This window comes from Klebsiella sp. B345 (genome assembly GCF_051131735.1).
GTDB lineage: Bacteria > Pseudomonadota > Gammaproteobacteria > Enterobacterales > Enterobacteriaceae > Klebsiella.
The window spans coordinates 2976894-3002293 of record NZ_CP180443.1 but is presented as its reverse complement, the minus strand read 5'-3'; the positions used below and the strand labels follow the sequence as shown (position 1 = coordinate 3002293).

Genomic DNA, 25400 nt, shown 5'->3' with positions numbered 1-25400 from the left:
CAAGCGTTACCCCTGTTGACGTAAAAACTCGTCGATCTCTTTGCGCCATGGAACCGAAGGCTGCGCGCCTTTGCGGGTAACGGCAATGGCGGCGGCGGCGTGGGCAAAGCGGATCGCTTCATCCAGCGCGGTGCCTTCCAGTAACGCCGTCACGACGGCACCATTGAAGGTATCGCCTGCGGCAATGGTATCGATGGCCTGGACTTTAAAACCGGCAACCCGACGACCTTCGCCTTCACGGCTAACCCATACTCCGCGGCTGCCGAGCGTAATCATCACAATACCGATGCCTTTTTCATGCAGTACGCGGGCCGCTTTTGCCGCATCGTCATCGTTTTCAACATGGATACTGGTCAGCTTTTCCGCTTCGGTTTCGTTGGGGGTAATGATATCCACCAGCGAAAGCAACGCATCGGGCAGTTCACGCGCCGGTGCAGGGTTTAGTACCACGGTGGTTTGATGCTGGTGAGCGATGGTGGCTGCCGCCAGGACGCTTTCCAGCGGAGATTCCAGCTGCATCAGCAGCGCCTGTGCGCCTGCAATCCGTTCTTTTTCTGCTTCCACCTGGGCCACAGAGAGCGCGGCATTCGCACCGGCATAAATACCGATGACATTCTCACCTTCAGCATTAACAAAGATCAGCGCCACGCCGGTCGATTGGTCTTTTACCGCACGCACTGGTGTCACATCGATGTTATCGCGCTCCAGCTGACGACGAACGCGCTCGCCAATATCGTCATCACCGGTGCAGGCAATAAACGCAATATCCGCTCCGCTTCGCCCGGCAGCAACGGCCTGGTTGGCCCCTTTACCACCGAAAGCCACCTGATAGTGCTGACCGGTGACGGTTTCGCCCGGCGTAGGGAAAGATTCAAGGTTAAGAATGTGATCGGCATTGATGCTGCCAAGGACGACAAGTTTGCCTGAGGTTTTCATTATTTCTGTTCCCGGGAAAGCGCGCCACCGGACTCCGGTGGCGCATGCCCTGCTTTTCTTTTTTATGTTGTCCCTCGGACCGTTTCCGGTCCGAATCGCATATTACTGCTTAATGACCAGTTTCAGCTCAACCGGATAGCTGGCATCCACTTTCTCACCCTTCAGCACTTTATCAGCAGTCTCGACGCCTTTCACGCCGATCTGCTCTGGCAACTGGGCGATAGTCGCTGCCAGTTTGCCACTGTTTACTGCTTTTTCGCCATCCGGAGTGCCATCAAATCCAACCACCATCACATCGGATTTACCAGCAGTTTGCAATGCGCGCAGCGCACCAAGCGCCATTTCGTCGTTCTGAGCAAACACCGCTTTCACATCAGGATGCGCCGTCAGCAGGTTCTGCATGACGTTCAAACCTTTGGTACGATCGAAGTCCGCCGGCTGGCTGGCCAGCACATTGAATTTGTGTGCTGCAACGGCTTGTTTAAAGCCTTCACCACGTTCTCGCGCCGCAGAAGTTCCGGCAATACCTTGCAGTTCAATAACTTTAGCGCCCTCACCGGCTTTTTTGGCGATGTAGTCACCGGCCATTTTACCGCCCAGCACGTTATCGGAAGCAATATGGCTGACTACGTCGCCTTTTGCCGCCTGGCGGTCAAGGGTGATCACCGGGATTTTCGCCTGGTTAGCCATCTTCACCGCGTTACCAACCGCATCAGAATCGGTCGGGTTGATCAGCAGCAGCTTCGCGCCACGCACCGTGAGGTCCTGGACGTTCGCCAGCTCTTTCGCCGGGTTGTTTTGTGAATCCAGCACCACCAGGTTGTAGCCCAGTTTGTCTGCTTCTTTCTGCGCCCCTTCTTTCAATGAGACGAAGAACGGGTTATTGAGGGTAGAGATTACCAAGGCGATGGTGTCTTTCGCCATCGCATTGGCGCTGACGGTTGCACTGAGGGCTACAGCAGAGACCAGGGTCGCCAGTTTTTTCATATTCATAGTTAAGATGTCCTGTAGAGTTCTTAGTTACTGCTTTTTGTTGTCTACCAGCACCGCCAGCAAAATTACCACCGCTTTCACGATCATCTGGTAATAGGAAGAAACGCCTAACAAATTCAGTCCGTTGTTCAGGAAGCCAAGGATCAACGCACCGATCAGTGTCCCGACGATACGGCCTTTACCACCGGCGAGGCTGGTACCGCCAAGCACGACGGCCGCAATCGCATCCAGTTCATAACCGGTACCCGCCGTCGGTTGCGCGGAAGACAGACGCGCCACTTCGATAATCCCTGCCAGGGACGCCAACAGGCCGCACAGCGAGTAGACGATGATTTTGACTTTATTGACGCTGATGCCGGACAAGCGGGTTGCCGCTTCGTTACCGCCCAGCGCGTAGATATAACGGCCCAGCCGCGTATGGTGCAGCATGTACCAGGCCGCAAGAAACACGATCGCCATAATCCACACCGGCGTCGGGATGCCTAACGGTCGGCCGATACCAAACCAGCCAAACAGGTCGGCATTATCGGTGAACCCGGTGTTAACCGGACTACCGTTGGTGTAGACCATCGTCACACCGCGTAGCAGCAGCATCATCACCAGCGTGGCAATAAAAGCCTGTACACGCCCTTTCGCCACGATGACGCCGGTAACCGCACCAATTGCCGCGCCTAACGCCAGAGCACCAGCAATCGCCACCAGCGCATTGACCTCCAGGCCCACAATCGACGCGGCAACCGCGCCGGTCAGCGCCAGCAGAGAACCGACGGACAGGTCGATCCCTGAGGTCAGAATGACCAGCGTCATCCCGACGGCCATAATGGCGTTGACCGACGTCTGTTGCAGGATATTGAACAGGTTATTGACGGTAAAAAAGTTGGGGCTCATGGTCGACACAATCGCTATCAGCACCAACAGAGCAATTAATGATTTTTGCTCCATCAGCCATGCTTTGGTGAAATAGCGGCGACCAGAAACAGCCTGGGTTGTCATCTTTTTTACTCCTGATTCACACGGTTAAGCTTGCCCACAGCGGCAGCCATCAATACTTCCTGGGTGGCCTGCTCGCGTGTAAATTCACCGCCGAGATGCCCTTCATGCATCACAATGATGCGATCGCTCATGCCTAACACTTCCGGCATCTCCGAGGAGACCAGAATGATGCTCAGACCATCGGCTTTAAACTGGTTGATCAGCTGGTAGATCTCTTTCTTCGCCCCGACGTCAACGCCACGGGTGGGCTCATCAAGGATCAGCACTTTTGGCCGCGTCATCAGCCCGCGGGCAATCGCCACTTTCTGCTGGTTACCGCCGGAAAGCAGGCCAATCGCCTGTTCCATTGACGGCGTTTTCACATTGAATAAGCGGATAAAGTCGCTCACCGCCTGCTGTTCATCGCCGTGTTTCAGGCGACCGCCGGCATGGCTGAAATAGCGCAGCGCAGTTAAAGACATGTTTTCTTTCACCGACATACCGAGCACTAAACCATCGCGCTTACGGTCTTCGGAAATATAAACAATACCGTTTGCCAGGCCATCCTGAGGGGAGCGGGTCACCACTTCATGCCCGTCGAGGGTGACGGTACCGCTGTGCCGCGCCAGCGCGCCGTACAGCACTTTCATCAACTCGGTTCGTCCAGCGCCCATCAGCCCGGCGACGCCGAGGATTTCACCCTGACGCAGGGTGAAAGTGACATTTTCAACGCCCGGCCCACACAGATTGTCCACCTTGAGACGAATCGCCCCCGGCGCTTTATCCAGATGCGGATACTGATCTTCCAGCTTGCGGCCGACCATCATTTCGATCAGCAGATCTTCATTGAGGCTGGCGACTTCACGCTCGGCGATAAACTGCCCGTCGCGGAAGACCGTCACATCATCACAAATCTCGAAGATCTCTTTCATGCGGTGGGAGATATAGACAATCCCGCGTCCTTGCGCTTTTAACTCGCGAATGACACGGAACAGGGATTCGGTTTCGGTATCGGTCAGGGCATCGGTTGGTTCATCCATAATGATGACCTTCGACTCGAAGCTCAGCACTTTAGCGATTTCAACCATCTGCTGATCGCCAATAGACAGATCGCCCACCAGCTTCCGGCTGTTAAAGCGTAAGTTCAGCTTTGCCAGCAGCTTGTCGGCTTCGGCATACATCGTTTTCCAGTCGATTTTGCCAAACCGGTTAACGAACTCACGACCGAGGAAAATGTTTTCCGCGATCGTCAGTTGAGGGATCAGGTTCAGTTCCTGATGGATAATGCCGATTCCGGCTTCCTGGGAAGATTTCGGTCCGTTGAAGGTGACCTCTTTCCCCAGCCACAGCAGGGAGCCGGCATCGCGGGCATAGATACCGGTCAGCACCTTCATCATGGTGGATTTGCCGGCACCGTTCTCCCCGACCAGCGCCATCACGCGGCCAGCATAAACATTCAGCGAGGCGCCGGAGAGCGCCTTTACGCCAGGGAACGCTTTATCGATCCCTTTTAATTGCAGTAAGGCTTCCATATCGGCGACCTCAGAACGTCACGCCGGCACAGAGAATAACGTTCGCATACGGGGAACACTCCCCGCTGCGAATCACCGCCTGACTCTCAGCGGTTTGTTTTTTGAACTGCTCATGACTGGTGTAACGAATATCAATGATATTTCCCTGGTGTTGCTGCAGCTGCTCAAGGTGAGTGAGCAACGTCGCATGGAGCTGCGGATTATGCGTTTTGATCTCTTCCGCCAGGACTGCCGCTTCAACCTGCATTTCCGCCGTGACCACCTCCAGAACCTGCATAAAGGAGGGAACGCCCTGAGTTAGCGCCATATCAATGCGCGTGCTGCTGTGAGGAACCGGTAAACCAGCATCACAGACCACCAGCGTATCGGTATGACCCAGGCGCGAGATAACCGAGGAAATATCAGCGTTAAGTACGGTGCCTTTTTTCATTTTTCTCTTTTGCTCCATTAGCGAAACGTTTCGCTGAGATAAGTATTGTCAATAAACGAGCGGAAAACCATCATCAGAGGAGAGAAGTGTGATCGCCATCGAAACGTTTCGCGAACGCGGAGAAGAAATGTGAAGCGGGGCAAAAGGTAACAAAAAGCCCTTCACGAGGAAGGGCTTCAGGAACATCAGATTTCGACCTGGGTACCCAGTTCGATAACCCGGTTTGGCGGGATTTCGAACTGATCCGGAGCCCTCAGGGCATTGCGCTGCAGCAGGAGATACAATTTCCCGCGCAGGCGCAGGTACCACGGCCGCTTGCCGATAATCAGCGATTCATGCGACATAAAGAACGAGGTTTCCATCATCCGGCAGCTCAGGCCTTCCAGCCCGCAGCGGTGGAACACTTCTTCGACGTTCGGCGTTTCGCGCCAGCCGTAGCTGGCCACCACGCGCCAGAACGACGGCGAAATCTGCTCGATCTGGACCCGACGCACATTGTGTACATAAGGCGCATCTTCGGTCCGCAGCGTCAGGAGGATCACCCGTTCGTGCAGCACCTTGTTGTGCTTGAGGTTATGCAGCAGGGCAAACGGAATCACGTTCAGCGCACGGGACATATACACCGCGGTTCCCGGCACGCGAACCGGCGGCGATTTTTCCAGGGAAGAGATCATCGCCTCCAGTGAGTTGCCGTGTTCGTGCATACGACGCAGCAGGCGGAAACGCTCGCTCTTCCAGGTGGTCATCACCGTGAACATCACCAGCCCCAGCGTCAACGGCAGCCAGCCACCGGAAACAATCTTATCAAGGTTGGCCGAGAACAGCGGCAGGTCAATGCACATGAAGCCGATAAGCAACAACGCCACCACGAACTTATTCCAGTGCCAGTTTTTACGCGCGACGGTGGTGAAGAGAATCGTCGTCAGCACCATGGTTCCCGTCACCGCAATACCGTACGCCGCCGCCAGGTTGGAGGAGTGCTCAAAGCTGATGATGACAATCACCACCGAGACGTACAGCAGCCAGTTGATGAACGGGATATAAATCTGACCCGATTCCATTTCCGAGGTATGGATGATGCGCATCGGCGACAGGTAACCCAGACGAACCGCCTGGCGCGTCAGGGAGAAGACGCCCGAAATAACCGCCTGCGACGCGATAACCGTCGCCAGCGCGGCGAGGATCAGCATCGGGATCAGCGCCCATTCCGGCGCCAGCAGGAAGAAGGGGTTTTTAATCGCTTCCGGGTGCTTTAGCAGCAGCGCACCCTGGCCGAAGTAGTTGAGCACCAGCGAGGGCAACACCACTGAAAACCACGCTAAGCGAATCGGCAATTTACCAAAGTGGCCCATGTCAGCATACAGCGCCTCGACACCGGTAATAGAAAGCACTACCGCCCCCAATGCCACGAAGGAGACGGTTTTATATTCCATAAAGAAATGGAAGGCCCAGTAAGGGTTAAGCGCCTGCAGCACTTCCGGGTTGGCCAGAATGCTTCTTGCACCCAGCACTGCCAGCAGCAGGAACCAGATCAGCATAATCGGTGCGAACAGTTTCCCGACCATGCTGGTACCGTGCTTTTGAATAGCAAACAGCAGCGTCAGCACGATAATGGAGATGGGGACAATCCAGGTGTCCAGATTCGGGGCAATAATCTCCAGACCTTCAATGGCCGACATCACCGAGATAGCCGGCGTGATGACCACCTCACCATAGAAGAAGCTGCCGCCAATCAGGCCAAGGATAACCAGAACCGATGTCATTCGTGCGGACGTGTTGCGTCCAGCCAACGACATCAACGTCAGGATCCCCCCTTCGCCGGCGTTGTCAGCACGCATAACGAAGGTGATATATTTGAGTGATACGGTAAAGATTAACAGCCAGAAAATTAGCGACAGAAAGCCAAAAACAGCATCACGTTCAACGCCAAACCCAAACTGACCAGACAAACATTCTCGAAGTGTATACAGCGGGCTGGTACCGATATCACCATATACCACGCCGATGGCTGCCAGCGTAACGGCTGGCAACGATTGCTTATTATCAGTGCTCATAGACTAGTCTTTTCGTTTATAAAACAAATGTGTGCCTAGTCCCTTGGCCCACAAAAAGCGCACAGTATGCACGATTATTTGCTGAATCGTACCCCTAACTGACATCATATTAATCTGACTCAAAGAAAATAAATCGATTCTTCAGGCTATTACCATACCCAATCAAACATCTATACTCGACTCAATAACGACACATGAAAAAGCACGCAACTCAATTATGGCTCAATCACATTTACTGGCAGAAAGAATTTCCCGGCTAAGTGCCTCGCTGGAAAAAGGTTTGTTCGAACGCAGCCACGCAATACGACTTTGCCTGCTCGCCGCGCTCAGCGGAGAAAGCGTTTTTTTACTTGGCCCACCGGGCATCGCGAAAAGCCTGATTGCCCGCCGCCTCAAGTTCGCCTTCCAGCAAGCCCGCGCTTTTGAATACCTGATGACCCGCTTTTCCACCCCGGAAGAAGTTTTTGGCCCCCTCTCCATCCAGGCACTGAAAGACGAAGGACGCTACGAGCGCCTGACCACCGGCTACCTTCCGGAAGCTGAAATTGTGTTCCTCGATGAGATCTGGAAAGCAGGCCCGGCAATCCTCAACACCCTGCTGACTGCCATCAACGAACGTCACTTCCGCAATGGCGCGACGGAGGAAAAAATCCCCATGCGTCTGCTGGTGGCGGCATCAAATGAATTACCGGAAGCGGACAGCAGTCTTGAAGCACTTTACGATCGCATGCTCATCCGCTTGTGGCTGGATAAAGTTCAGGATAAGACAAATTTCCGTTCTATGCTGGTCAGCCAGCAGGATGAAAACAGTAACCCGGTACCCACCAGCCTGCAGATCAGCACTGAAGAGTTTACCCAGTGGCAGCAGGATATCAGCGGCGTGAAGCTGCCGGATAGCGTGTTTGAGCTGGTGTTCCAGCTGCGCCAGCAGCTGGATACGCTGCCTGACACGCCTTATGTCTCCGACCGTCGTTGGAAAAAGGCCATTCGTCTGTTGCAGGCCAGCGCCTTCTTCAGCGGCCGTGACACCATTGCCCCAATTGACCTGATCTTGCTGAAAGATTGCCTGTGGCACGATATCAAAAGCATGAATCTGATGTCACAGCAGCTGGAAGCCCTGATGACCAGCCATGCCTGGCAACAGCAGGCCATGCTGACCAAACTGGGTGCGATTACCCAACGACGCATTCAAATCCAGCAGCAGCACAGCGACAAGACCGCGTTGAAGGTGACGCGTCTTGGCGGAATGTTCAGCCGTAAACCCCACTATGAGCTGCCTGCAGAGCTGCAGGAATCCACCCTGACCTTACTGCTCCAGCAGCCGCTTAAACTGCACGATATCAACGTTATCCACATTACTTTCGTACGCGAAGAGCTCTCGCACTGGCTGGAAAAAGGCGGCGAGATCCGCGGCAAGCTTAACGGTATTGGTTTCGCACAGCTGTTAACTATCGATGTCGATGCCAGCCAGCATCTGGTCGTGCGCGACGTCAGCCTGCAGGGTTCCCGCCTCTCGTTACCCGGCAGCGAATCGCAGGAAAATATGCCGGCAGAAATCAGGCAGCAGCTGGAAGCGCTGGATGACGAGTGGCACCAGCAACATAACCGCTTCAGCGAACAGCAAAAATGTCTGTTCATTCCTGGTGACTGGCTTGGGCGTATCGAAGCCAGCCTGCAGGACGTCGGGGCGCAGATTAAGCAGGCACGTCAGCCATGACGCTGGATATGCTGAATGTCATGCTGGCAGTCAGCGAAGAGGGGATGATCGAAGAGATGCTGCTGGCGCTGCTGGCCTCCCCTCAGCTTGCCGTGTTCTTCGAAAAATTCCCGCGCCTGAAAAACATTATTGCTGCCGATATTCCGCGCTGGCGGGAGTCGATCAGAGCCCGGCTCAAAGAGACCCATGTCCCGCCAGAGCTGGATGCGGAAGTGCAAAGCTATCAACGTGCGCAATTGCTCTCCACCTCGCAGTTCATCGTCCAGCTGCCGCAGATCCTTAACGGTCTGCGTAGTCAGCACTCGCCATTTGCCGCCCAGGCGCAGCAGCTGGTGGATGACAACACCACCTTCACTCCTGCGCTGCATACCCTCTTTTTACAGCGCTGGCGTTTGAGCCTGGTGGTCCAGGCGACCTCTCTCAACCAGCAACTGCTGGACGAGGAACGGGATCAGTTGCTCAGTGAAGTGCAGGAACGCATGACCCTCAGCGGTCAGTTGGAACCGGTGCTGGTGGAAAACGATAACGCTGCGGGGCGGCTGTGGGATATGAGCGCCGGTGAACTGAAGCGCGGCGACTATCAGCTGATCATTCGTTACGGTGATTTTCTCAGCCAGCAACCGGAATTAATGCAGCTGGCTGAACAGCTCGGTCGTTCACGAGAAGCAAAATCGGTACCCAAAAAAGAGGCGCCAATGGAAGCCTTCCGGAGCCTGGTCCGCGAACCGGCAACGGTACCGGAACAGGTTGATGGCCTGCAGCAGAGTGACGATATTTTGCGCCTGCTCCCGCCGGAGCTGGCGACGCTTGGGATCACCGAACTGGAATTCGAGTTTTACCGCAAGCTGGTGGAGAAGCAGCTGCTGACCTATCGGCTGCATGGCGACGCCTGGCGGGAAAAAATCACCGAGAGGCCGGTCACCCGGCAGGATGTCGACGAACAGCCGCGTGGGCCGTTTATCGTCTGTGTCGATACCTCCGGTTCGATGGGTGGTTTCAACGAGCAGTGCGCCAAGGCATTTTGCCTGGCCTTAATGCGGGTGGCGCTGGCGGATAATCGCCGCTGCTTTATTATGCTGTTCTCCAGCGAAGTAGTGCATTACGAACTGACGGGTCCCGAAGGGCTTGAGCAGGCGATCCGCTTCCTGAGCCAGCGTTTTCGCGGCGGTACCGATCTAGCCAGCTGTTTCCGATCCATTATTGAGCGCATGCAAAACCCGCAGTGGGTGGATGCCGATGCAGTGGTGATTTCCGATTTTATTGCCCAGCGTCTGCCGGATGAGGTGATTAATCAGGTAGGGGAACTGCAGCGCAAACACCAGCATCGCTTTCATGCGGTGGCGATGTCGGTACATGGCAAACCCGGCATTATGCGCATCTTCGATCATATCTGGCGCTTTGATACCGGGTTGCGTAGCCGCCTGCTACGACGCTGGCGGCGTTAACAAACTTCGCGTAGGTCTATTAAAGAAGCGCGTCCACACTCTCACGAACCTGAGCTGGCCACACGCCACACTGCACCTGGCCGATATGGTCAAGCTGCAGCAACAGCATGGTCAGACGGGACTGGCCAATACCGCCACCGATAGTCTGCGGCATCTCACCGCGCAGCAGCGCCTGGTGCCACTCCAGCTTCAGGCGATCTTCGTCACCGGTGATCGCCAGCTGGCGTTTCAGTGCGTCGGCATCAACGCGGATCCCCATGGAAGAGATCTCAAACGCGTCTTCCAGAACCGGGTTCCACACCAGGATATCGCCATTCAGGCCGCTGAAGCCTTCATCTACTGAAGTGCTCCAGTCATCATAATCCGGCGCACGAACATCATGACGCTGACCATCAGAAAGCTTGCCGCCAATACCGATAAGGAATACGGCCCCCAGCTCTTTGGCAATCGCCCGCTCACGCCCTTTGGCATCGAGGCCTGGATAGCGGCTCAGCAGCTCCTGGCTATGAACAAACTGAATCTGCTCTGGCAGGAACGGTGCCAGCCCAAACTCTTTACATGCAGCGGCTTCGGTCGCTTTGATCCCGGCGTAGATCGCTTCTACGGTCGATTTCAATGTTCCGACGTGGCGCTCACCATCCCCCATCACGCGTTCCCAGTCCCACTGGTCGACGTAAACAGAGTGAATAGCGGTCAGTCGGTCTTCATCGGGGCGAAGGGCTTTCATGTGCGTGTAGAGCCCTTCGCCCGCGCTGAAGTCGTGTTGTCCCAGGGTTTGACGTTTCCATTTCGCCAGCGAATGAACCACTTCGAACTGAGCGTCTGGCAGTGTTTTCACTTTCACCTGAACCGCTTTCTCGCTACCAGAGAGGTTGTCCTGAGTCCCGTCTCCCACACGGCTTAAAATAGGTGCCTGGACTTCAATCAGACCAAGCTTCTCTTCCAACTGGCGGGAAAAGTGCGACTTAACGAAACTAATCTGGCGTTGTTTTGCGATGTATGCGGTTTTCATTTTTTTTAACTCCTGCGTCCTGTTGGTATTGATTAAGCAACAAAACAGGCCAGCAATTCAATAATCAAACAACAAAAAGCCGGGTTAACTTTTGATTCATTAAAATATCGAGCTAATATAGAAAGAATCATTAAACATCATAAGAAAAACCTATGGAAAATTATCAGATCGACAATCTGGACCGTGGCATCCTCGAAGCATTAATGGCCAATGCCCGCACGGCGTACGCGGAACTGGCCAAACAGTTTGGCGTCAGCCCCGGCACCATCCATGTGCGCGTAGAGAAGATGAAACAGGCCGGGATCATTACCGGCGCTCGCATCGACGTGAATCCTAAACAGCTCGGCTACGACGTCTGCTGCTTTATCGGCATCATTTTGAAAAGCGCCAAAGACTATCCTTCCGCGCTAGCCAGGCTCGAAAGCCTCGACGAGGTCACGGAGGCTTACTACACCACCGGCCACTACAGCATCTTTATAAAGGTGATGTGCCGCTCGATCGATGCCCTGCAACAGGTACTTATCAACAAGATCCAAACAATCGATGAAATTCAGTCCACCGAGACCCTGATCTCCCTGCAGAACCCGATCATGCGGACCATCCGCCCGTGATCGGGCTTTTTTAATCCCACATTTTCCACAGGTAGATCCCAGCTCACACACAGCGTACAATGTGCCACTCTGAATAATTGAGCAGGCGATCATGGCAGACATTACGCTTATCAGCGGCAGTACCCTGGGCAGTGCGGAATATGTAGCGGAGCATCTGGCTGAAAAGCTGGAAGAGGCGGGTTACAGCACCGAAATCCAGCACGGTCCGTTGATCGAGGATCTGCAGGCTGAAGGGATCTGGCTGGTTATCTCCTCAACTCATGGTGCAGGTGATATCCCTGATAACCTGCTGCCGTTCTTTGAAGCCATTCAGGAACAACGCCCAGACCTGTCTGCCGTGCGTTTTGGCGCCATTGGTATTGGCAGCCGGGAATATGACACCTTCTGCGGAGCCATCGACAAGATCGACAGCGCGCTGAAAGCATGTGGCGCAAAACAGATCGGCGAAACGCTGAAGATAAATGTGCTGGAACATGAAATTCCGGAAGATCCAGCAGAGATTTGGGTCGGATCCTGGAAAGATTTACTCTGAGTTTTGTAAAGATCGTCCGTTTTTCTGTGTATAACTATGCTTAAAAGCTCTGATCAACCGGTAGTTATCCAAAGAATAACCCTTACTCGCTTTTTGGGCTGTGTATAACCCTTCATTTTGATCCCAGCTTATACGGAACAGGATCACCGATCATTCACAGATAGTGATCCTTCTTAACCGGTTGATCTTAAACTGTGGATCCTGCTTATCCACAGACAAGCTCGATCCTAATAAGAGATCACAATAAAACAGATCTCTAAATAAAAGATCTTCTTTTTAATACTCAAGATCCCGGAGCTTTCTCGATCGACTAAAGTTGAGTAGAATCCACGGCCCGGGCTTCAATCCATTTTCAAACCGCTTTATGCGAGGCATACCACCATGTTTTATCAGGATCCTTTTGACGTCATCATCATTGGCGGGGGTCATGCAGGCACTGAGGCCGCGATGGCCGCAGCGCGAATGGGTCAACAGACCCTGCTTTTGACACACAATATCGACACTCTGGGGCAGATGAGCTGCAACCCGGCGATTGGCGGCATTGGGAAAGGACACCTGGTAAAAGAAGTGGATGCACTTGGCGGCCTGATGGCGAAAGCGATCGACCAGGCAGGCATTCAGTTTAGGATACTAAACGCCAGCAAAGGCCCGGCGGTACGTGCCACCCGAGCACAGGCCGACCGTGTACTCTATCGCCAGGCGGTTCGCACGGCACTGGAAAACCAGCCAAACCTGATGATCTTCCAGCAGGCGGTTGAAGATCTGATTGTCGAAAACGATCGTGTTGTCGGCGCAGTGACCCAGATGGGCCTGAAATTCCGCGCCAAAGCGGTGGTCCTGACCGTTGGGACATTCCTCGACGGCAAGATCCACATTGGTCTGGATAACTACAGCGGTGGCCGTGCAGGCGATCCGCCGTCTATTCCGCTCTCCCGTCGTTTGCGTGAACTGCCGATGCGCGTCAGCCGTCTCAAAACCGGGACACCGCCGCGTATTGACGCCCGTACTATCGACTTTAGCGTGCTGGCGCAACAGCATGGCGATACCCCAATGCCGGTCTTCTCGTTCATGGGATCCGCGGATCAGCATCCGCGTCAGGTACCGTGCTACATCACGTATACCAACGAGAAAACCCACGACGTGATCCGCAATAACCTCGATCGCAGCCCGATGTATGCCGGGGTGATTGAAGGGATCGGCCCTCGTTATTGTCCGTCGATCGAAGACAAAGTAATGCGCTTTGCCGATCGCAACCAGCATCAGATCTTCCTCGAGCCGGAAGGACTGACCTCAAACGAAATTTATCCGAACGGCATCTCCACCAGCCTGCCATTCGATGTACAGATGCAAATTGTTCGCTCGATGCAAGGCATGGAGAACGCCAAAATCGTTCGCCCAGGCTACGCTATTGAGTACGACTTCTTCGATCCGCGCGATCTGAAGCCGACGCTGGAAAGTAAATATATCCATGGTCTGTTCTTTGCCGGTCAGATCAACGGGACTACCGGATACGAAGAAGCCGCTGCCCAGGGTCTGCTTGCTGGCCTCAACGCCGGTCGCTTCTCCGCCGAAAAAGAGGGCTGGGCGCCAGCGCGTTCTGAAGCCTATCTGGGCGTACTGGTCGACGACCTGTGTACGCTCGGTACCAAAGAACCGTACCGCATGTTTACCTCCCGCGCGGAGTATCGTCTGATGCTGCGCGAGGATAATGCCGATCTGCGCCTGACCGAACAGGGGCGTGAGCTGGGTCTGGTCGATGATGAACGCTGGGCGCGTTTCAATCAGAAGCTGGAAAGCATCGAACTTGAGCGTCAGCGCCTGAAATCTACGTGGGTTTATCCGGCGGCAGACAGCGTCGAAGCCGTTAACGCGCATCTGAGCGCGCCGCTTTCTCGCGAAGCCAGCGGCGAAGATTTACTCCGCCGTCCGGAAATGACCTACGAGCAGCTGGTCCAGCTGCCACCGTTCTCGCCGGGCCTGGGAGATACGCAGGCCGCAGAGCAGGTCGAGATTCAGGTTAAATACGAAGGCTATATTGCGCGCCAGCAGGAAGAGATCGAAAGGCAGCAACGTAATGAGAATACGATACTGCCGGCGACCCTTGATTACCGCCAGGTGATTGGGCTGTCGAATGAAGTCATTGCCAAGCTCAACGATCACAAGCCGTCTTCGATCGGCCAGGCTACCCGTATTTCAGGCGTGACCCCTGCGGCGATCTCCATTTTGCTGATCTGGCTGAAAAAACAGGGCATGCTGCGCCGTAGCGCATAATCTATTTCATTGTCTTCCGGCGGGTGGCGCATTGCCAACCCGCCCTACAAGCTTGTATGCCCGGTTTGCGCTAGCGCACCGGGCAAATTATTCAGACAGGTATCAACAGTGCTTAACAAACTTTCTCATCTGCTCACAGAAGCTGGCATTTCGCTCACCGATCACCAGAAAAATCAGCTGGTAGCTTATGTTGGACTGCTGGATAAATGGAACAAAGCCTACAACCTGACTTCCGTTCGCGATCCGAACGAGATGTTGGTACGCCATATTCTCGATAGCATCGTCGTTGCGCCGCACCTGAAAGGCAGTCGCTTTATTGATGTCGGAACAGGACCGGGTCTGCCTGGAATCCCCCTGGCTATCGTCTGCCCGCAGTCGCATTTCACGCTGTTGGATAGTCTTGGCAAACGCGTACGCTTCCTTCGTCAGGTCCAGCATGAGCTAAAACTGGATAACATCGAGCCGGTACAGAGCCGCGTGGAAGAATTTCCGGCAGAGCCGCCGTTTGATGGCGTCATCAGCCGCGCATTTGCTTCGCTCAATGACATGGTGAGCTGGTGTCATCATCTGCCGACGGAAGAGGGCGCTTTCTATGCGCTTAAAGGCGTTGCTCAGGAAGAGGAAATGGCTAATCTCCCGGAAGGATACGCCGTCAGCGAAGTGGTTAAACTGCAGGTTCCGCAGCTGGAAGGGGAGCGCCATTTGGTGCTTATTAAACCAAAAAAGATTTAAATTTTTATCAAAAAATGTGAAAAAAAAAGTCTGCCGCATGTTACAAAAATGGACACCAGTACGTGCGGATATCAGACCCTATTTAACCATGTTTTTACTATGGGTTATCCAGTCATTAACCTTAGAGACTCGTTAACAGATAATATAGTCAATGCTGAAAATATCAGCGTGCTAAAAATCGAGTCGCTGACAAAGCATACGAATGTTAAATTTTTATTATAAATGTCAATGAGTAGTTTTTATTGTATATAGGGTTGTTTTATAAATTGTCGCTATTTTTTGTCTTTAATATCAAAATGATGAAATCAGACGATTTATGAACAGAATTAATTCGATTAGCCCAAAAATGTTTAATATGTGATCTGTCGCACGCTTTGTTTTCTGTGTTTTCTCAGTATTTGCAGTTTCGTATGATCGCTCACAGATTGGTAAAATGCAGGAAAAGTTGCCAGTCAGAAAATAATTAAACATTTATTCACTATTTTGCTACTTATTGTTTGAAATCACGGGGCGTCACCGTATAATTTGTCCGCTTTTTGATGCTTGACTCTTCGTCTTAAAGGACGTTTTATACGACACGCGACATACCTCAAAGGGAGCAGGAGTAAAAACGTGATGTCTGTGTCGCTCTTGAGTCGAAACGTTGCTCGTAAGCTTCTGTTTATTCAGTTACTGGCAGTAATAGCAAGTGGACTGCTGTTCAGCCTAAAAGACCCCTTCTGGGGCATCTCTGCAGTATGCGGAGGTTTGGCGGTTGTTTTGCCAAACATGTTGTTTATGATTTTTGCCTGGCGTCATCAGGCGCATACACCATCTAAAGGCCGTGTGGCCTGGACCTTCGCCTTCGGTGAAGCATTCAAGGTGTTGCTGACCTTTGCCCTCCTCGCGATGGCGCTGGCCGTTTTTAAAGTGGTATTCATGCCGCTGATAGTGACGTGGGTTTTGGTGCTGGTGGTACAAATTCTGGCACCAGCTGTAATTAACAACAAAGGGTAAAAGGCATCATGGCTGCAGAAAATATGACGCCGCAGGAATACATAGGTCACCATCTGAACAACCTTCAGCTGGACCTGCGTACTTTCTCGCTGGTGGATCCGCACAACCCCCCGGCCACCTTCTGGACGCTCAACATTGACTCCATGTTCTTCTCAGTGGTGCTCGGTCTGTTGTTCCTTACCATTTTCCGTAGCGTTGCTAAAAAAGCGACCAGCGGTGTTCCTGGTAAGCTCCAGACGGCCGTTGAGATGACCATTGGCTTCGTCCATGGCAGCGTTAAAGATATGTATCATGGCAAGAGCAAGCTGATTGCTCCGCTGGCCCTCACCGTGTTTGTCTGGGTATTCCTGATGAACCTGATGGACCTGCTGCCAATCGACCTGATTCCTTATATCGGTGAGCACATTTTCGGCCTGCCTGCGCTGCGTGTCGTTCCGTCTGCTGACGTGAACATCACCCTGTCGATGGCACTTGGCGTGTTTATCCTGATTCTTTTCTACAGCATCAAAATGAAAGGCGTGGGTGGGTTCGTTAAAGAACTGACACTGCAGCCGTTCAATCACTGGGCGTTCATTCCTGTCAACTTAATCCTTGAAGGGGTAAGCCTGCTGTCCAAACCGGTATCACTTGGTCTGCGACTGTTCGGCAACATGTATGCCGGTGAGCTGATTTTCATTCTGATTGCTGGTCTGTTGCCGTGGTGGTCACAGTGGATTCTGAATGTGCCATGGGCCATTTTCCACATCCTGATTATTACGCTGCAAGCCTTCATCTTCATGGTTCTGACGATTGTCTATCTGTCGATGGCATCTGAAGAGCATTGATTTTTACCAACATACTACGTTTTTACTGAAACAAACTGGAGACTGTCATGGAAAACCTGAATATGGATCTGCTGTACATGGCTGCCGCTGTGATGATGGGTCTGGCGGCGATCGGTGCTGCGATCGGTATCGGCATCCTCGGGGGCAAATTCCTGGAAGGCGCAGCGCGTCAACCGGATCTGATTCCTCTGCTGCGTACTCAGTTCTTTATCGTTATGGGTCTGGTGGATGCTATCCCGATGATCGCTGTAGGTCTGGGTCTGTACGTGATGTTTGCTGTCGCGTAGTAAGTTGTTCGAAAGAAACCTAAGCCACAGAGTTAATTTAAGAGGTATTGTGCTGTGAACATGAACGCAACAATCCTCGGCCAGGCCATCGCGTTTGTTCTTTTCGTATGGTTCTGCATGAAGTACGTATGGCCGCCTTTAATGGCAGCCATCGAAAAACGCCAGAAAGAGATTTCTGAGGGTTTAGCTTCTGCAGAACGCGCTAAGAAAGATTTGGACCTTGCACAGGCCAACGCGACCGACCAGCTGAAAAAAGCGAAGGCGGAAGCCCAGGTCATCATCGAGCAGGCGAACAAGCGTCGCTCTCAGATGCTGGACGAAGCTAAAGCTGAAGCAGAACAGGAACGCACCAAAATCGTCGCACAGGCGCAGGCTGAAATCGATGCCGAACGTAAACGTGCTCGTGAGGAGCTGCGTAAGCAGGTCGCTATCCTGGCTGTTGCTGGCGCCGAGAAGATCATCGAACGTTCCGTGGATGAAGCTGCTAACAGCGACATCGTGGACAAACTTGTCGCTGAACTGTAAGGAGGGAGGGGCTGATGTCTGAATTTGTAACGGTAGCTCGCCCCTACGCCAAAGCAGCTTTTGACTTTGCCGTCGAACACAAAAGTGTTGAACGCTGGCAGGATATGCTGGCGTTTGCCGCTGAAGTGACCAAAAACGAACAAATGGCAGAGCTTCTGTCCGGTGCTCTGGCGCCGGAAACGCTCTCTGAAGCGTTCATTGCGGTCTGCGGTGAGCAACTGGACGAAAATGGCCAGAACCTGATTCGGGTTATGGCAGAAAATGGTCGTCTTAAGGTGCTCCCGGATGTTCTCGAGCAGTTCATTCACCTGCGTGCTGCCAGTGAGGCAACCGCAGAGGTAGATGTAATTTCTGCCTCCCAGTTGAGTGAAGAACAGCTTGCGAAGATCGTCGGCGCGATGGAAAAACGTCTGTCACGCAAAGTTAAGCTGAATTGCAAAATCGATAAGTCTGTTATGGCAGGTGTTATCATCCGTGCGGGTGATATGGTCATTGATGGTAGCGTACGCGGCCGTCTTGATCGCCTGGCAGACGTCTTGCAGTCTTAAGGGGACTGGAGCATGCAACTGAATTCCACCGAAATCAGCGAACTGATCAAGCAGCGCATTGCTCAGTTCAATGTTGTGAGCGAGGCTCACAACGAAGGTACGATTGTTTCCGTCAGTGACGGTGTTATCCGCATCCACGGCCTGGCCGATTGTATGCAGGGTGAAATGATCTCTCTGCCGGGTAACCGTTACGCTATCGCACTGAACCTGGAGCGCGACTCCGTTGGTGCAGTTGTGATGGGTCCGTACGCTGACCTTGCCGAAGGCATGAAAGTCAAATGTACTGGCCGTATTCTTGAAGTTCCGGTAGGCCGTGGTCTGCTGGGTCGTGTGGTGAACACCCTGGGTGCGCCAATCGACGGTAAAGGTCCGGTTGATAACGATGGCTTCTCGCCAATCGAAGTTATCGCACCAGGCGTTATCGAACGTCAGTCCGTCGACCAGCCGGTACAAACCGGTTATAAATCTGTCGATGCGATGATTCCAATCGGTCGTGGCCAGCGTGAGCTGATCATCGGTGACCGTCAGACCGGTAAAACCGCGATGGCAATCGATGCGATCATCAACCAGCGCGATTCCGGTATCAAATGCGTCTACGTCGCTATCGGCCAGAAAGCATCCACTATTTCTAACGTGGTACGTAAACTGGAAGAGCACGGTGCGCTGTCCAACACTATCGTTGTTGTTGCGACCGCTTCTGAGTCTGCTGCACTGCAATATCTGGCACCGTATGCTGGTTGCGCAATGGGCGAATACTTCCGTGACCGCGGTGAAGATGCGCTGATCGTATACGATGACCTGTCTAAACAGGCTGTTGCTTATCGTCAGGTTTCCCTGCTGCTCCGTCGTCCGCCAGGACGTGAAGCATTCCCGGGCGACGTTTTCTACCTCCACTCCCGTCTGCTGGAGCGCGCATCCCGCGTTAACGCTGAGTACGTTGAGAAATTCACCAATGGTGAAGTTAAAGGTAAAACCGGCTCCCTGACTGCTCTGCCGATTATCGAAACCCAGGCGGGTGACGTTTCTGCGTTCGTTCCGACCAACGTAATTTCCATTACCGATGGTCAGATCTTCCTGGAAACCAACCTGTTTAACTCTGGTATTCGTCCTGCGGTCAACCCGGGTATCTCCGTATCCCGTGTTGGTGGTGCTGCTCAGACCAAGATCATCAAGAAACTGTCCGGTGGTATCCGTACCGCGCTGGCACAGTATCGTGAACTGGCTGCGTTCTCTCAGTTCGCATCCGATCTGGATGAAGCAACCCGTAAACAGCTGAGCCATGGTCAGAAAGTAACCGAGCTGCTGAAACAGAAACAGTATGCTCCGATGTCTGTAGCACAGCAGGGCCTGGTCCTGTTTGCTGCTGAACGTGGTTACCTCGAAGATGTGGAACTGGCGAAAATCGGTAGTTTCGAAGCCGCTCTGCTGGCTTACGTTGACCGTGACCACGCTCCGCTGATGCAAGAGATTAACCAGACCGGTGGCTATAACGACGAGATCGAAGGCAAGCTGAAAAGCATCCTCGACTCCTTTAAAGCAACCCAGTCCTGGTAAAGTCTGGCGGCTTGCCTTAGGGCAGGCCGCAAGGCATTGAGGAGAAGTTCATGGCCGGCGCAAAAGAGATACGTAGTAAGATCGCAAGCGTCCAGAACACGCAAAAGATCACTAAAGCGATGGAAATGGTCGCCGCTTCCAAAATGCGTAAATCGCAGGAGCGCATGGCGGCCAGCCGTCCTTATGCAGAAACCATGCGCAAAGTGATTGGTCACCTTGCAAACGGTAATCTGGAATATAAGCACCCGTACCTGGAAGAACGCGACGTGAAACGCGTGGGCTACCTGGTGGTGTCAACCGACCGTGGTCTGTGCGGTGGCTTGAACATTAACCTGTTCAAGAAAGTGCTGGCAGATATGAAAGTATGGTCCGATAAAGGCGTTCAGAGCGATATCGCAATGATCGGCTCTAAAGGCGTCTCTTTCTTTAGTTCCGTCGGTGGCAATATTGTCGCCCAGGTGACCGGCATGGGTGATAACCCGTCCCTGTCCGAACTGATCGGTCCGGTAAAAGTGATGTTGCAGGCCTATGATGAAGGCCGTCTGGACAAGCTGTACGTTGTCAGCAACAAATTTATTAATACCATGTCCCAGACTCCGACTATCACTCAGCTGCTGCCGTTACCGGCATCAGATGATGCTGATCTGAAGCGTAAATCCTGGGATTATCTGTATGAGCCAGACCCGAAAGCGCTGCTGGATACCCTCCTGCGTCGTTATGTCGAGTCCCAGGTTTATCAGGGCGTGGTAGAAAACCTGGCCAGCGAGCAGGCCGCACGTATGGTGGCGATGAAAGCCGCAACCGATAATGGCGGCAGCCTGATTAAAGAGCTGCAGTTGGTATACAACAAAGCTCGTCAGGCCAGCATTACTCAGGAACTCACCGAAATCGTCGGTGGTGCATCCGCGGTATAACCAGGTTAATTCGTAGAGGATTCAAGATGGCTACTGGAAAAATTGTCCAGGTAATCGGCGCCGTGGTTGACGTCGAATTCCCTCAGGATGCCGTACCGCGCGTGTACGATGCTCTTGAGGTACAAAATGGTAATGAGAGCCTGGTGCTGGAAGTTCAGCAGCAGCTCGGTGGTGGTATCGTACGTGCTATCGCCATGGGTTCTTCCGACGGTCTGCGTCGTGGTCTGGAAGTTAAAGACCTTGAGCACCCGATCGAAGTCCCGGTTGGTAAAGCAACGCTGGGTCGTATCATGAACGTGCTGGGTCAGCCGATCGATATGAAAGGCGACATCGGCGAAGAAGAACGTTGGGCGATTCACCGTGCAGCACCTTCCTATGAAGAGCTCTCCAGCTCTCAGGAACTGCTGGAAACTGGCATCAAAGTAATCGACCTGATGTGTCCGTTCGCGAAGGGCGGTAAAGTCGGTCTGTTCGGTGGTGCGGGTGTTGGTAAAACCGTAAACATGATGGAGCTGATCCGTAACATCGCGATCGAACACTCCGGTTACTCCGTGTTTGCTGGTGTTGGTGAGCGTACTCGTGAGGGTAACGACTTCTACCACGAAATGACCGACTCCAACGTTCTGGATAAAGTATCCCTGGTTTACGGCCAGATGAACGAGCCGCCGGGAAACCGTCTGCGCGTTGCACTGACCGGTCTGACCATGGCTGAGAAATTCCGTGACGAAGGTCGTGACGTTCTGCTGTTCGTCGATAACATCTATCGTTATACCCTGGCCGGTACAGAAGTATCTGCACTGCTGGGTCGTATGCCTTCTGCGGTAGGTTATCAGCCGACGCTGGCGGAAGAGATGGGCGTTCTGCAGGAACGTATCACCTCCACCAAAACCGGTTCTATCACTTCCGTACAGGCTGTATACGTACCTGCGGATGACTTGACTGACCCATCCCCAGCCACCACCTTTGCTCACTTAGATGCAACCGTGGTACTGAGCCGTCAGATCGCGTCTCTGGGTATCTACCCGGCCGTTGACCCGCTGGATTCCACCAGCCGTCAGCTGGATCCGCTGGTTGTTGGTCAGGAACACTACGACACCGCGCGTGGCGTACAGTCCCTGCTGCAGCGTTATCAGGAACTGAAAGACATCATCGCGATCCTGGGTATGGATGAACTGTCTGAAGAAGATAAACTGGTGGTAGCTCGCGCTCGTAAGATTCAGCGCTTCCTGTCCCAGCCGTTCTTCGTGGCAGAAGTATTTACCGGTTCTCCGGGCAAATACGTCTCCCTGAAAGACACGATCCGTGGCTTTAAAGGCATCATGGAAGGCGAATACGATCACCTGCCAGAGCAGGCGTTCTACATGGTCGGTTCTATCGACGAAGCCGTAGAAAAAGCCAAAAAACTTTAACGCCTTAATCGGAGGGTGATATGGCAATGACTTACCACCTGGACGTCGTCAGCGCAGAGAAACAAATGTTCTCTGGTCTGGTCGAAAAAATCCAGGTAACGGGTAGTGAAGGTGAACTGGGTATTTACCCGGGTCACGCACCGCTGCTCACCGCCATTAAGCCTGGTATGATTCGCATCGTTAAACAGCACGGTCATGAAGAGTTTATCTACCTGTCTGGCGGCATTCTTGAAGTGCAGCCTGGTAGCACGACCGTTCTGGCTGATACGGCAATTCGTGGCCAGGATCTCGACGAAGCGCGAGCCCTGGAATCGAAGCGTAAAGCCGAAGAGCATATCAACAGCTCTCACGGCGACGTAGATTACGCTCAGGCGTCTGCGGAACTGGCCAAAGCGATCGCCAAACTGCGCGTTATCGAGTTGACCAAAAAAGCGATGTAACACCGGCTTGAAAGTTAAAAAGCCAGTCTGGTTTCCAGGCTGGCTTTTTTTATGGCTGCGTTTCAGAAAAGATGAAACTAAAAAGCGAGTTCAATATTTTTGTGATGTATGTCTCATTTTTGTTGATCGATTAAAAAATGAGGCGTAGACTTGGTTTTGTGATGTGAATCACAAAAAAATAAACCATCAAAAATTAATCGCTATCCAGGAAGTCATCATGAAACTGATCAACAAAATCGTCGCTTTCTTCAGTGCTATGAACGTTACCTTTGGTACTTTCAACAACTGAGAATAAAACTTTCCAGACTGCATTTGCGCTGTCCCGCTAACTAAAACGACAACACATGCGGTGTAAAGCAGAAAAGAAAAAAGGTCGCCTGATGGCGACCTTTGTGTTTTTTGTCTTCCAGAAACGCAACAGGCTAGTTACGACTGAGGAAGTCCCCGGTAGCAAAGCTTCCGTCATCGCGGCGCTGTAACGGATCCGGCAGCGCCAGGGTTTCATAATCGGCGCTCTGAATGGTTTTACCTTCAGCGTCTACGCTTTTACCGTCACGAATGAAGTAGTTGTTTGCGTCGATGTTGCCGACGACGGCATCATCATATTTTCCCGGCTGGCTACGCAGCGACAGGTTGTCGCTGAAGTGGCCCTGAGTTTCGGGCTTACCATAAGGACTCGGGCGGAAAATATAGTTAAAGCGCTGGTTATCCACCGCCACGTTATTGACCACCACCAGCTTGCCGGGGTTGAAATTATCGGTAAACCCGTCCAGATGGTTGCCAATTGCAATGCTGTTGCGCACTTCGTGTGCCACCGGCTGCCCTTCTCCACCGAGCTTGAACCCGTTGCTGGTATTGTTCTGCGCAATTGAATTCTCGATCACCACAACGCCATTGGCGCCGTCTTCAATCTTGTTGAACAGGTCGAAGCCATCGTCGATATTGTCGTGAGAGTAGCACCCTTCCAGTCGGTTCCCTTCCCCGACCCGCATTTTTACCGCAAAGCCATCGGCGTTAATCTTACCTGGATCGGCATTATTGAAGGACTCAGAGTTTACGACCCGGTTATAGCTGGCCCACAGTGGGCGACCGATCTTATCCGGAGAGGATATCTGGATCCCGGTATCATCGTTTTTGTAGGCGGTGACGTTTTCGATCAGATTATGGCTCCCCTGAATGCGCAGGCTTTTATCGGTGACCGAGATCCCGTTGATATCCCAGTAACTTGCATCCAGTAACAGACCGTGAATAACGGCTTTACCGTCGGCCTGCAGCGTTTTACGGCTATCTTTCAGTCCACTGGCCTGCAGCGGAATGACCGTTTGCGGGTAGTCTCCGGCGGCTAACACGACCTTACCTCCCGGCGGCAGCAGTTCCACTGCGCTGGAGAGATCGAGCGGAGAGTCTGCCGTCCCTTTAGCATCAGCCTGCCCCTGAGGTGCGGCGTACAGCGTGTTGTCTGAAATACGTGAGCTATGTTCAACCGTCACACGTTGCGTCACGGGTTTTTGGCCGTTGGTGGGGGTAAAATCAATCTCAAAGGTACTCTTGTCTTTGAGTGTCGCAAGCTGGGTCAGCATCTGGCCCGCTTTGACCTTTTTGTTTTGCCCGATGGTGACTTCATCCTGGCGGACGGTAAAGTCACCATCGTAATTTGCCCGGACCTGCAGCACATAATCGGCTCGTTGGCTGGTGGTCCCTGACGCGATTTGCATGACCACCGGCCAGGCTTTGGCGACATACGGTTTAGAGACTACCGTCCGGGCGGGAGAAGTCACCAGGGAGGCGTTACTGATGGTTATCTTCGCGTTACGTGATGCAAAAAAGCCGACATAGTAGTTGTCTTTATCCTGCCGGGTGACCAGATCGGCATGCGGCACGTTTTGGCTGACCCAGGCATCGCTGCCGACCGGCGCCCAGGATGTGATAAACCCCTCGTTGGTACGTTCCAGCCGGAGCTGGAATTCAGGCGTCTGCTTCACATCAATATTTTCTTTATAACTCAGCTTATTGATAGAAGACCCTGCGTTTCCCCAGGGTTGGGTAATTCCGTCACGGGCTATAGCCTGCAGCTTCACGCGCTCGTGGTCCTTTTTATCCTGCGTCATGATGGCGTTCATGACCATATTGGACGCTGCCGGAAACTCTTCATAACCAACTATTAAAGGCTGTTGGCGCGGATTGCCGATGACATCACGCACCAGCAGACCGGCCCCTTCCTGCGCCGCTGGCAGGGCGCCGTTTTCCGGGCCAAACTGATCGACCTTCACCGTTGCCTGCAGGACAAAGTTCTCACGTGACGGTAGCTCGGTATAAAAGAAGGTCAGGCCATCGTGCGAGTTGGCTATTTTCCCGCCGCGGCTTTCAATGGTGACGGGCGCGCTGAGATCGGCAACATCTTGCGGGGTCAGCTTTTTTCCCGCGATGGTCACATCGTTGACGCCGATTTTATCTGTCAGCACGTTAGAAGAAAAATTGACGTCGGTCGATTGACCAAACGCGATGCCTCGCCAGAGATGTTGCTCGTCAGCCTGCAGCGGCAATGCGATAATTGTGCTGCAAAGGGCTAATGCCAAAGGTATTTTGTTATTCATTTTTTTCTCCAGGGTAAATATTGACCAGCATTATCATGATAATGAAATGGCGTTTCTATTTGCTTCGTCACA

23 protein-coding genes are annotated in these 25400 nt (G+C 53.0%); 15 read left to right on the top strand and 8 right to left on the bottom strand.

Going from position 1 to position 25400, the window contains the following annotated elements; all coding sequences use genetic code 11:
• Positions 1-6: 6 nt before the first annotated feature.
• From rbsK to kup, 6 genes are all read right to left on the bottom strand, one after another.
• Positions 7-939 (bottom strand): ribokinase, encoded by a 933-nt coding sequence (gene rbsK / locus ACMYSO_RS14135; RefSeq protein ID WP_434670814.1) that lies wholly within the window; start codon positions 937-939, stop codon positions 7-9.
• A gap of 99 nt (positions 940-1038) precedes the next feature.
• Positions 1039-1929: a ribose ABC transporter substrate-binding protein RbsB gene (gene rbsB, locus ACMYSO_RS14130; RefSeq protein ID WP_434586975.1), complete on the bottom strand. Its 891-nt coding sequence runs from the start codon at positions 1927-1929 to the stop codon at positions 1039-1041.
• Between the two features lie 27 nt (positions 1930-1956).
• Positions 1957-2922, bottom strand: a complete 966-nt coding sequence (gene rbsC, locus ACMYSO_RS14125; RefSeq protein ID WP_123756956.1) for a ribose ABC transporter permease — start codon at positions 2920-2922, stop codon at positions 1957-1959.
• A gap of 5 nt (positions 2923-2927) precedes the next feature.
• Complete coding sequence (gene rbsA, locus ACMYSO_RS14120; protein ID WP_434665378.1) at positions 2928-4433, bottom strand: ribose ABC transporter ATP-binding protein RbsA; 1506 nt, start codon at positions 4431-4433, stop codon at positions 2928-2930.
• A gap of 10 nt (positions 4434-4443) precedes the next feature.
• Complete coding sequence (gene rbsD, locus ACMYSO_RS14115; protein WP_434586977.1) at positions 4444-4863, bottom strand: D-ribose pyranase; 420 nt, start codon at positions 4861-4863, stop codon at positions 4444-4446.
• Positions 4864-5048: 185 nt separating this feature from the next.
• The gene (gene kup, locus ACMYSO_RS14110) at positions 5049-6917 is read right to left on the bottom strand and encodes a low affinity potassium transporter Kup (protein WP_123756959.1); all 1869 of its coding nucleotides are present in this window, start codon (positions 6915-6917) and stop codon (positions 5049-5051) included.
• A gap of 217 nt (positions 6918-7134) precedes the next feature.
• Between kup and ravA the strand changes: the two genes are divergently transcribed.
• Positions 7135-8634 carry an ATPase RavA gene (gene ravA / locus ACMYSO_RS14105; RefSeq protein WP_434665376.1) on the top strand — a complete coding sequence of 500 codons (1500 nt, stop codon included), beginning with the start codon at positions 7135-7137 and terminating at the stop codon, positions 8632-8634.
• Positions 8631-10079, top strand: coding sequence for an ATPase RavA stimulator ViaA (gene viaA / locus ACMYSO_RS14100; protein WP_434665375.1), 1449 nt, complete (start codon positions 8631-8633; stop codon positions 10077-10079). Before ravA ends, viaA begins: the two co-directional genes overlap by 4 nt.
• A gap of 19 nt (positions 10080-10098) precedes the next feature.
• Here viaA and asnA read toward each other — a convergent pair whose 3' ends face one another.
• Positions 10099-11091, bottom strand: coding sequence for an aspartate--ammonia ligase (gene asnA, locus ACMYSO_RS14095; RefSeq protein WP_434665373.1), 993 nt, complete (start codon positions 11089-11091; stop codon positions 10099-10101).
• 152 nt (positions 11092-11243) lie between these two features.
• Here asnA and asnC point away from each other — a divergent pair, with 152 nt between their 5' ends.
• From asnC to ACMYSO_RS14030, 13 genes are all read left to right on the top strand, one after another.
• A complete protein-coding gene (gene asnC / locus ACMYSO_RS14090) occupies positions 11244-11702 on the top strand; it encodes a transcriptional regulator AsnC (RefSeq protein WP_045853727.1) in 459 nt (152 codons plus the stop codon).
• A 91-nt stretch (positions 11703-11793) separates the two neighbouring features.
• Positions 11794-12234: an FMN-binding protein MioC gene (gene mioC / locus ACMYSO_RS14085; RefSeq protein WP_434582370.1), complete on the top strand. Its 441-nt coding sequence runs from the start codon at positions 11794-11796 to the stop codon at positions 12232-12234.
• A gap of 381 nt (positions 12235-12615) precedes the next feature.
• The gene (gene mnmG / locus ACMYSO_RS14080; protein ID WP_434665371.1) at positions 12616-14505 is read left to right on the top strand and encodes a tRNA uridine-5-carboxymethylaminomethyl(34) synthesis enzyme MnmG; all 1890 of its coding nucleotides are present in this window, start codon (positions 12616-12618) and stop codon (positions 14503-14505) included.
• 108 nt (positions 14506-14613) lie between these two features.
• The gene (gene rsmG, locus ACMYSO_RS14075) at positions 14614-15237 is read left to right on the top strand and encodes a 16S rRNA (guanine(527)-N(7))-methyltransferase RsmG (protein WP_434665368.1); all 624 of its coding nucleotides are present in this window, start codon (positions 14614-14616) and stop codon (positions 15235-15237) included.
• 615 nt (positions 15238-15852) lie between these two features.
• Positions 15853-16233, top strand: a complete 381-nt coding sequence (gene atpI / locus ACMYSO_RS14070) for a F0F1 ATP synthase subunit I (protein WP_174509652.1) — start codon at positions 15853-15855, stop codon at positions 16231-16233.
• 8 nt (positions 16234-16241) lie between these two features.
• Complete coding sequence (gene atpB / locus ACMYSO_RS14065) at positions 16242-17057, top strand: F0F1 ATP synthase subunit A (protein WP_123756967.1); 816 nt, start codon at positions 16242-16244, stop codon at positions 17055-17057.
• A 47-nt stretch (positions 17058-17104) separates the two neighbouring features.
• Positions 17105-17344, top strand: a complete 240-nt coding sequence (gene atpE / locus ACMYSO_RS14060) for a F0F1 ATP synthase subunit C (RefSeq protein ID WP_000429386.1) — start codon at positions 17105-17107, stop codon at positions 17342-17344.
• Positions 17345-17398: 54 nt separating this feature from the next.
• A complete protein-coding gene (gene atpF, locus ACMYSO_RS14055; protein WP_434582378.1) occupies positions 17399-17869 on the top strand; it encodes a F0F1 ATP synthase subunit B in 471 nt (156 codons plus the stop codon).
• Positions 17870-17883: 14 nt separating this feature from the next.
• Positions 17884-18417 carry a F0F1 ATP synthase subunit delta gene (gene atpH / locus ACMYSO_RS14050; protein WP_123756968.1) on the top strand — a complete coding sequence of 178 codons (534 nt, stop codon included), beginning with the start codon at positions 17884-17886 and terminating at the stop codon, positions 18415-18417.
• A gap of 12 nt (positions 18418-18429) precedes the next feature.
• Positions 18430-19971 (top strand): F0F1 ATP synthase subunit alpha, encoded by a 1542-nt coding sequence (gene atpA, locus ACMYSO_RS14045; protein ID WP_123756969.1) that lies wholly within the window; start codon positions 18430-18432, stop codon positions 19969-19971.
• Positions 19972-20021: 50 nt separating this feature from the next.
• Positions 20022-20885: a F0F1 ATP synthase subunit gamma gene (gene atpG / locus ACMYSO_RS14040; RefSeq protein WP_123756970.1), complete on the top strand. Its 864-nt coding sequence runs from the start codon at positions 20022-20024 to the stop codon at positions 20883-20885.
• A 26-nt stretch (positions 20886-20911) separates the two neighbouring features.
• Positions 20912-22294: a F0F1 ATP synthase subunit beta gene (atpD, locus tag ACMYSO_RS14035; protein WP_004869217.1), complete on the top strand. Its 1383-nt coding sequence runs from the start codon at positions 20912-20914 to the stop codon at positions 22292-22294.
• A gap of 20 nt (positions 22295-22314) precedes the next feature.
• Positions 22315-22734, top strand: coding sequence for a F0F1 ATP synthase subunit epsilon (locus tag ACMYSO_RS14030; protein ID WP_123756971.1), 420 nt, complete (start codon positions 22315-22317; stop codon positions 22732-22734).
• Between the two features lie 422 nt (positions 22735-23156).
• Here ACMYSO_RS14030 and ACMYSO_RS14025 read toward each other — a convergent pair whose 3' ends face one another.
• Complete coding sequence (locus ACMYSO_RS14025) at positions 23157-25328, bottom strand: right-handed parallel beta-helix repeat-containing protein (RefSeq protein WP_434665365.1); 2172 nt, start codon at positions 25326-25328, stop codon at positions 23157-23159.
• Positions 25329-25400: the final 72 nt, after the last annotated feature.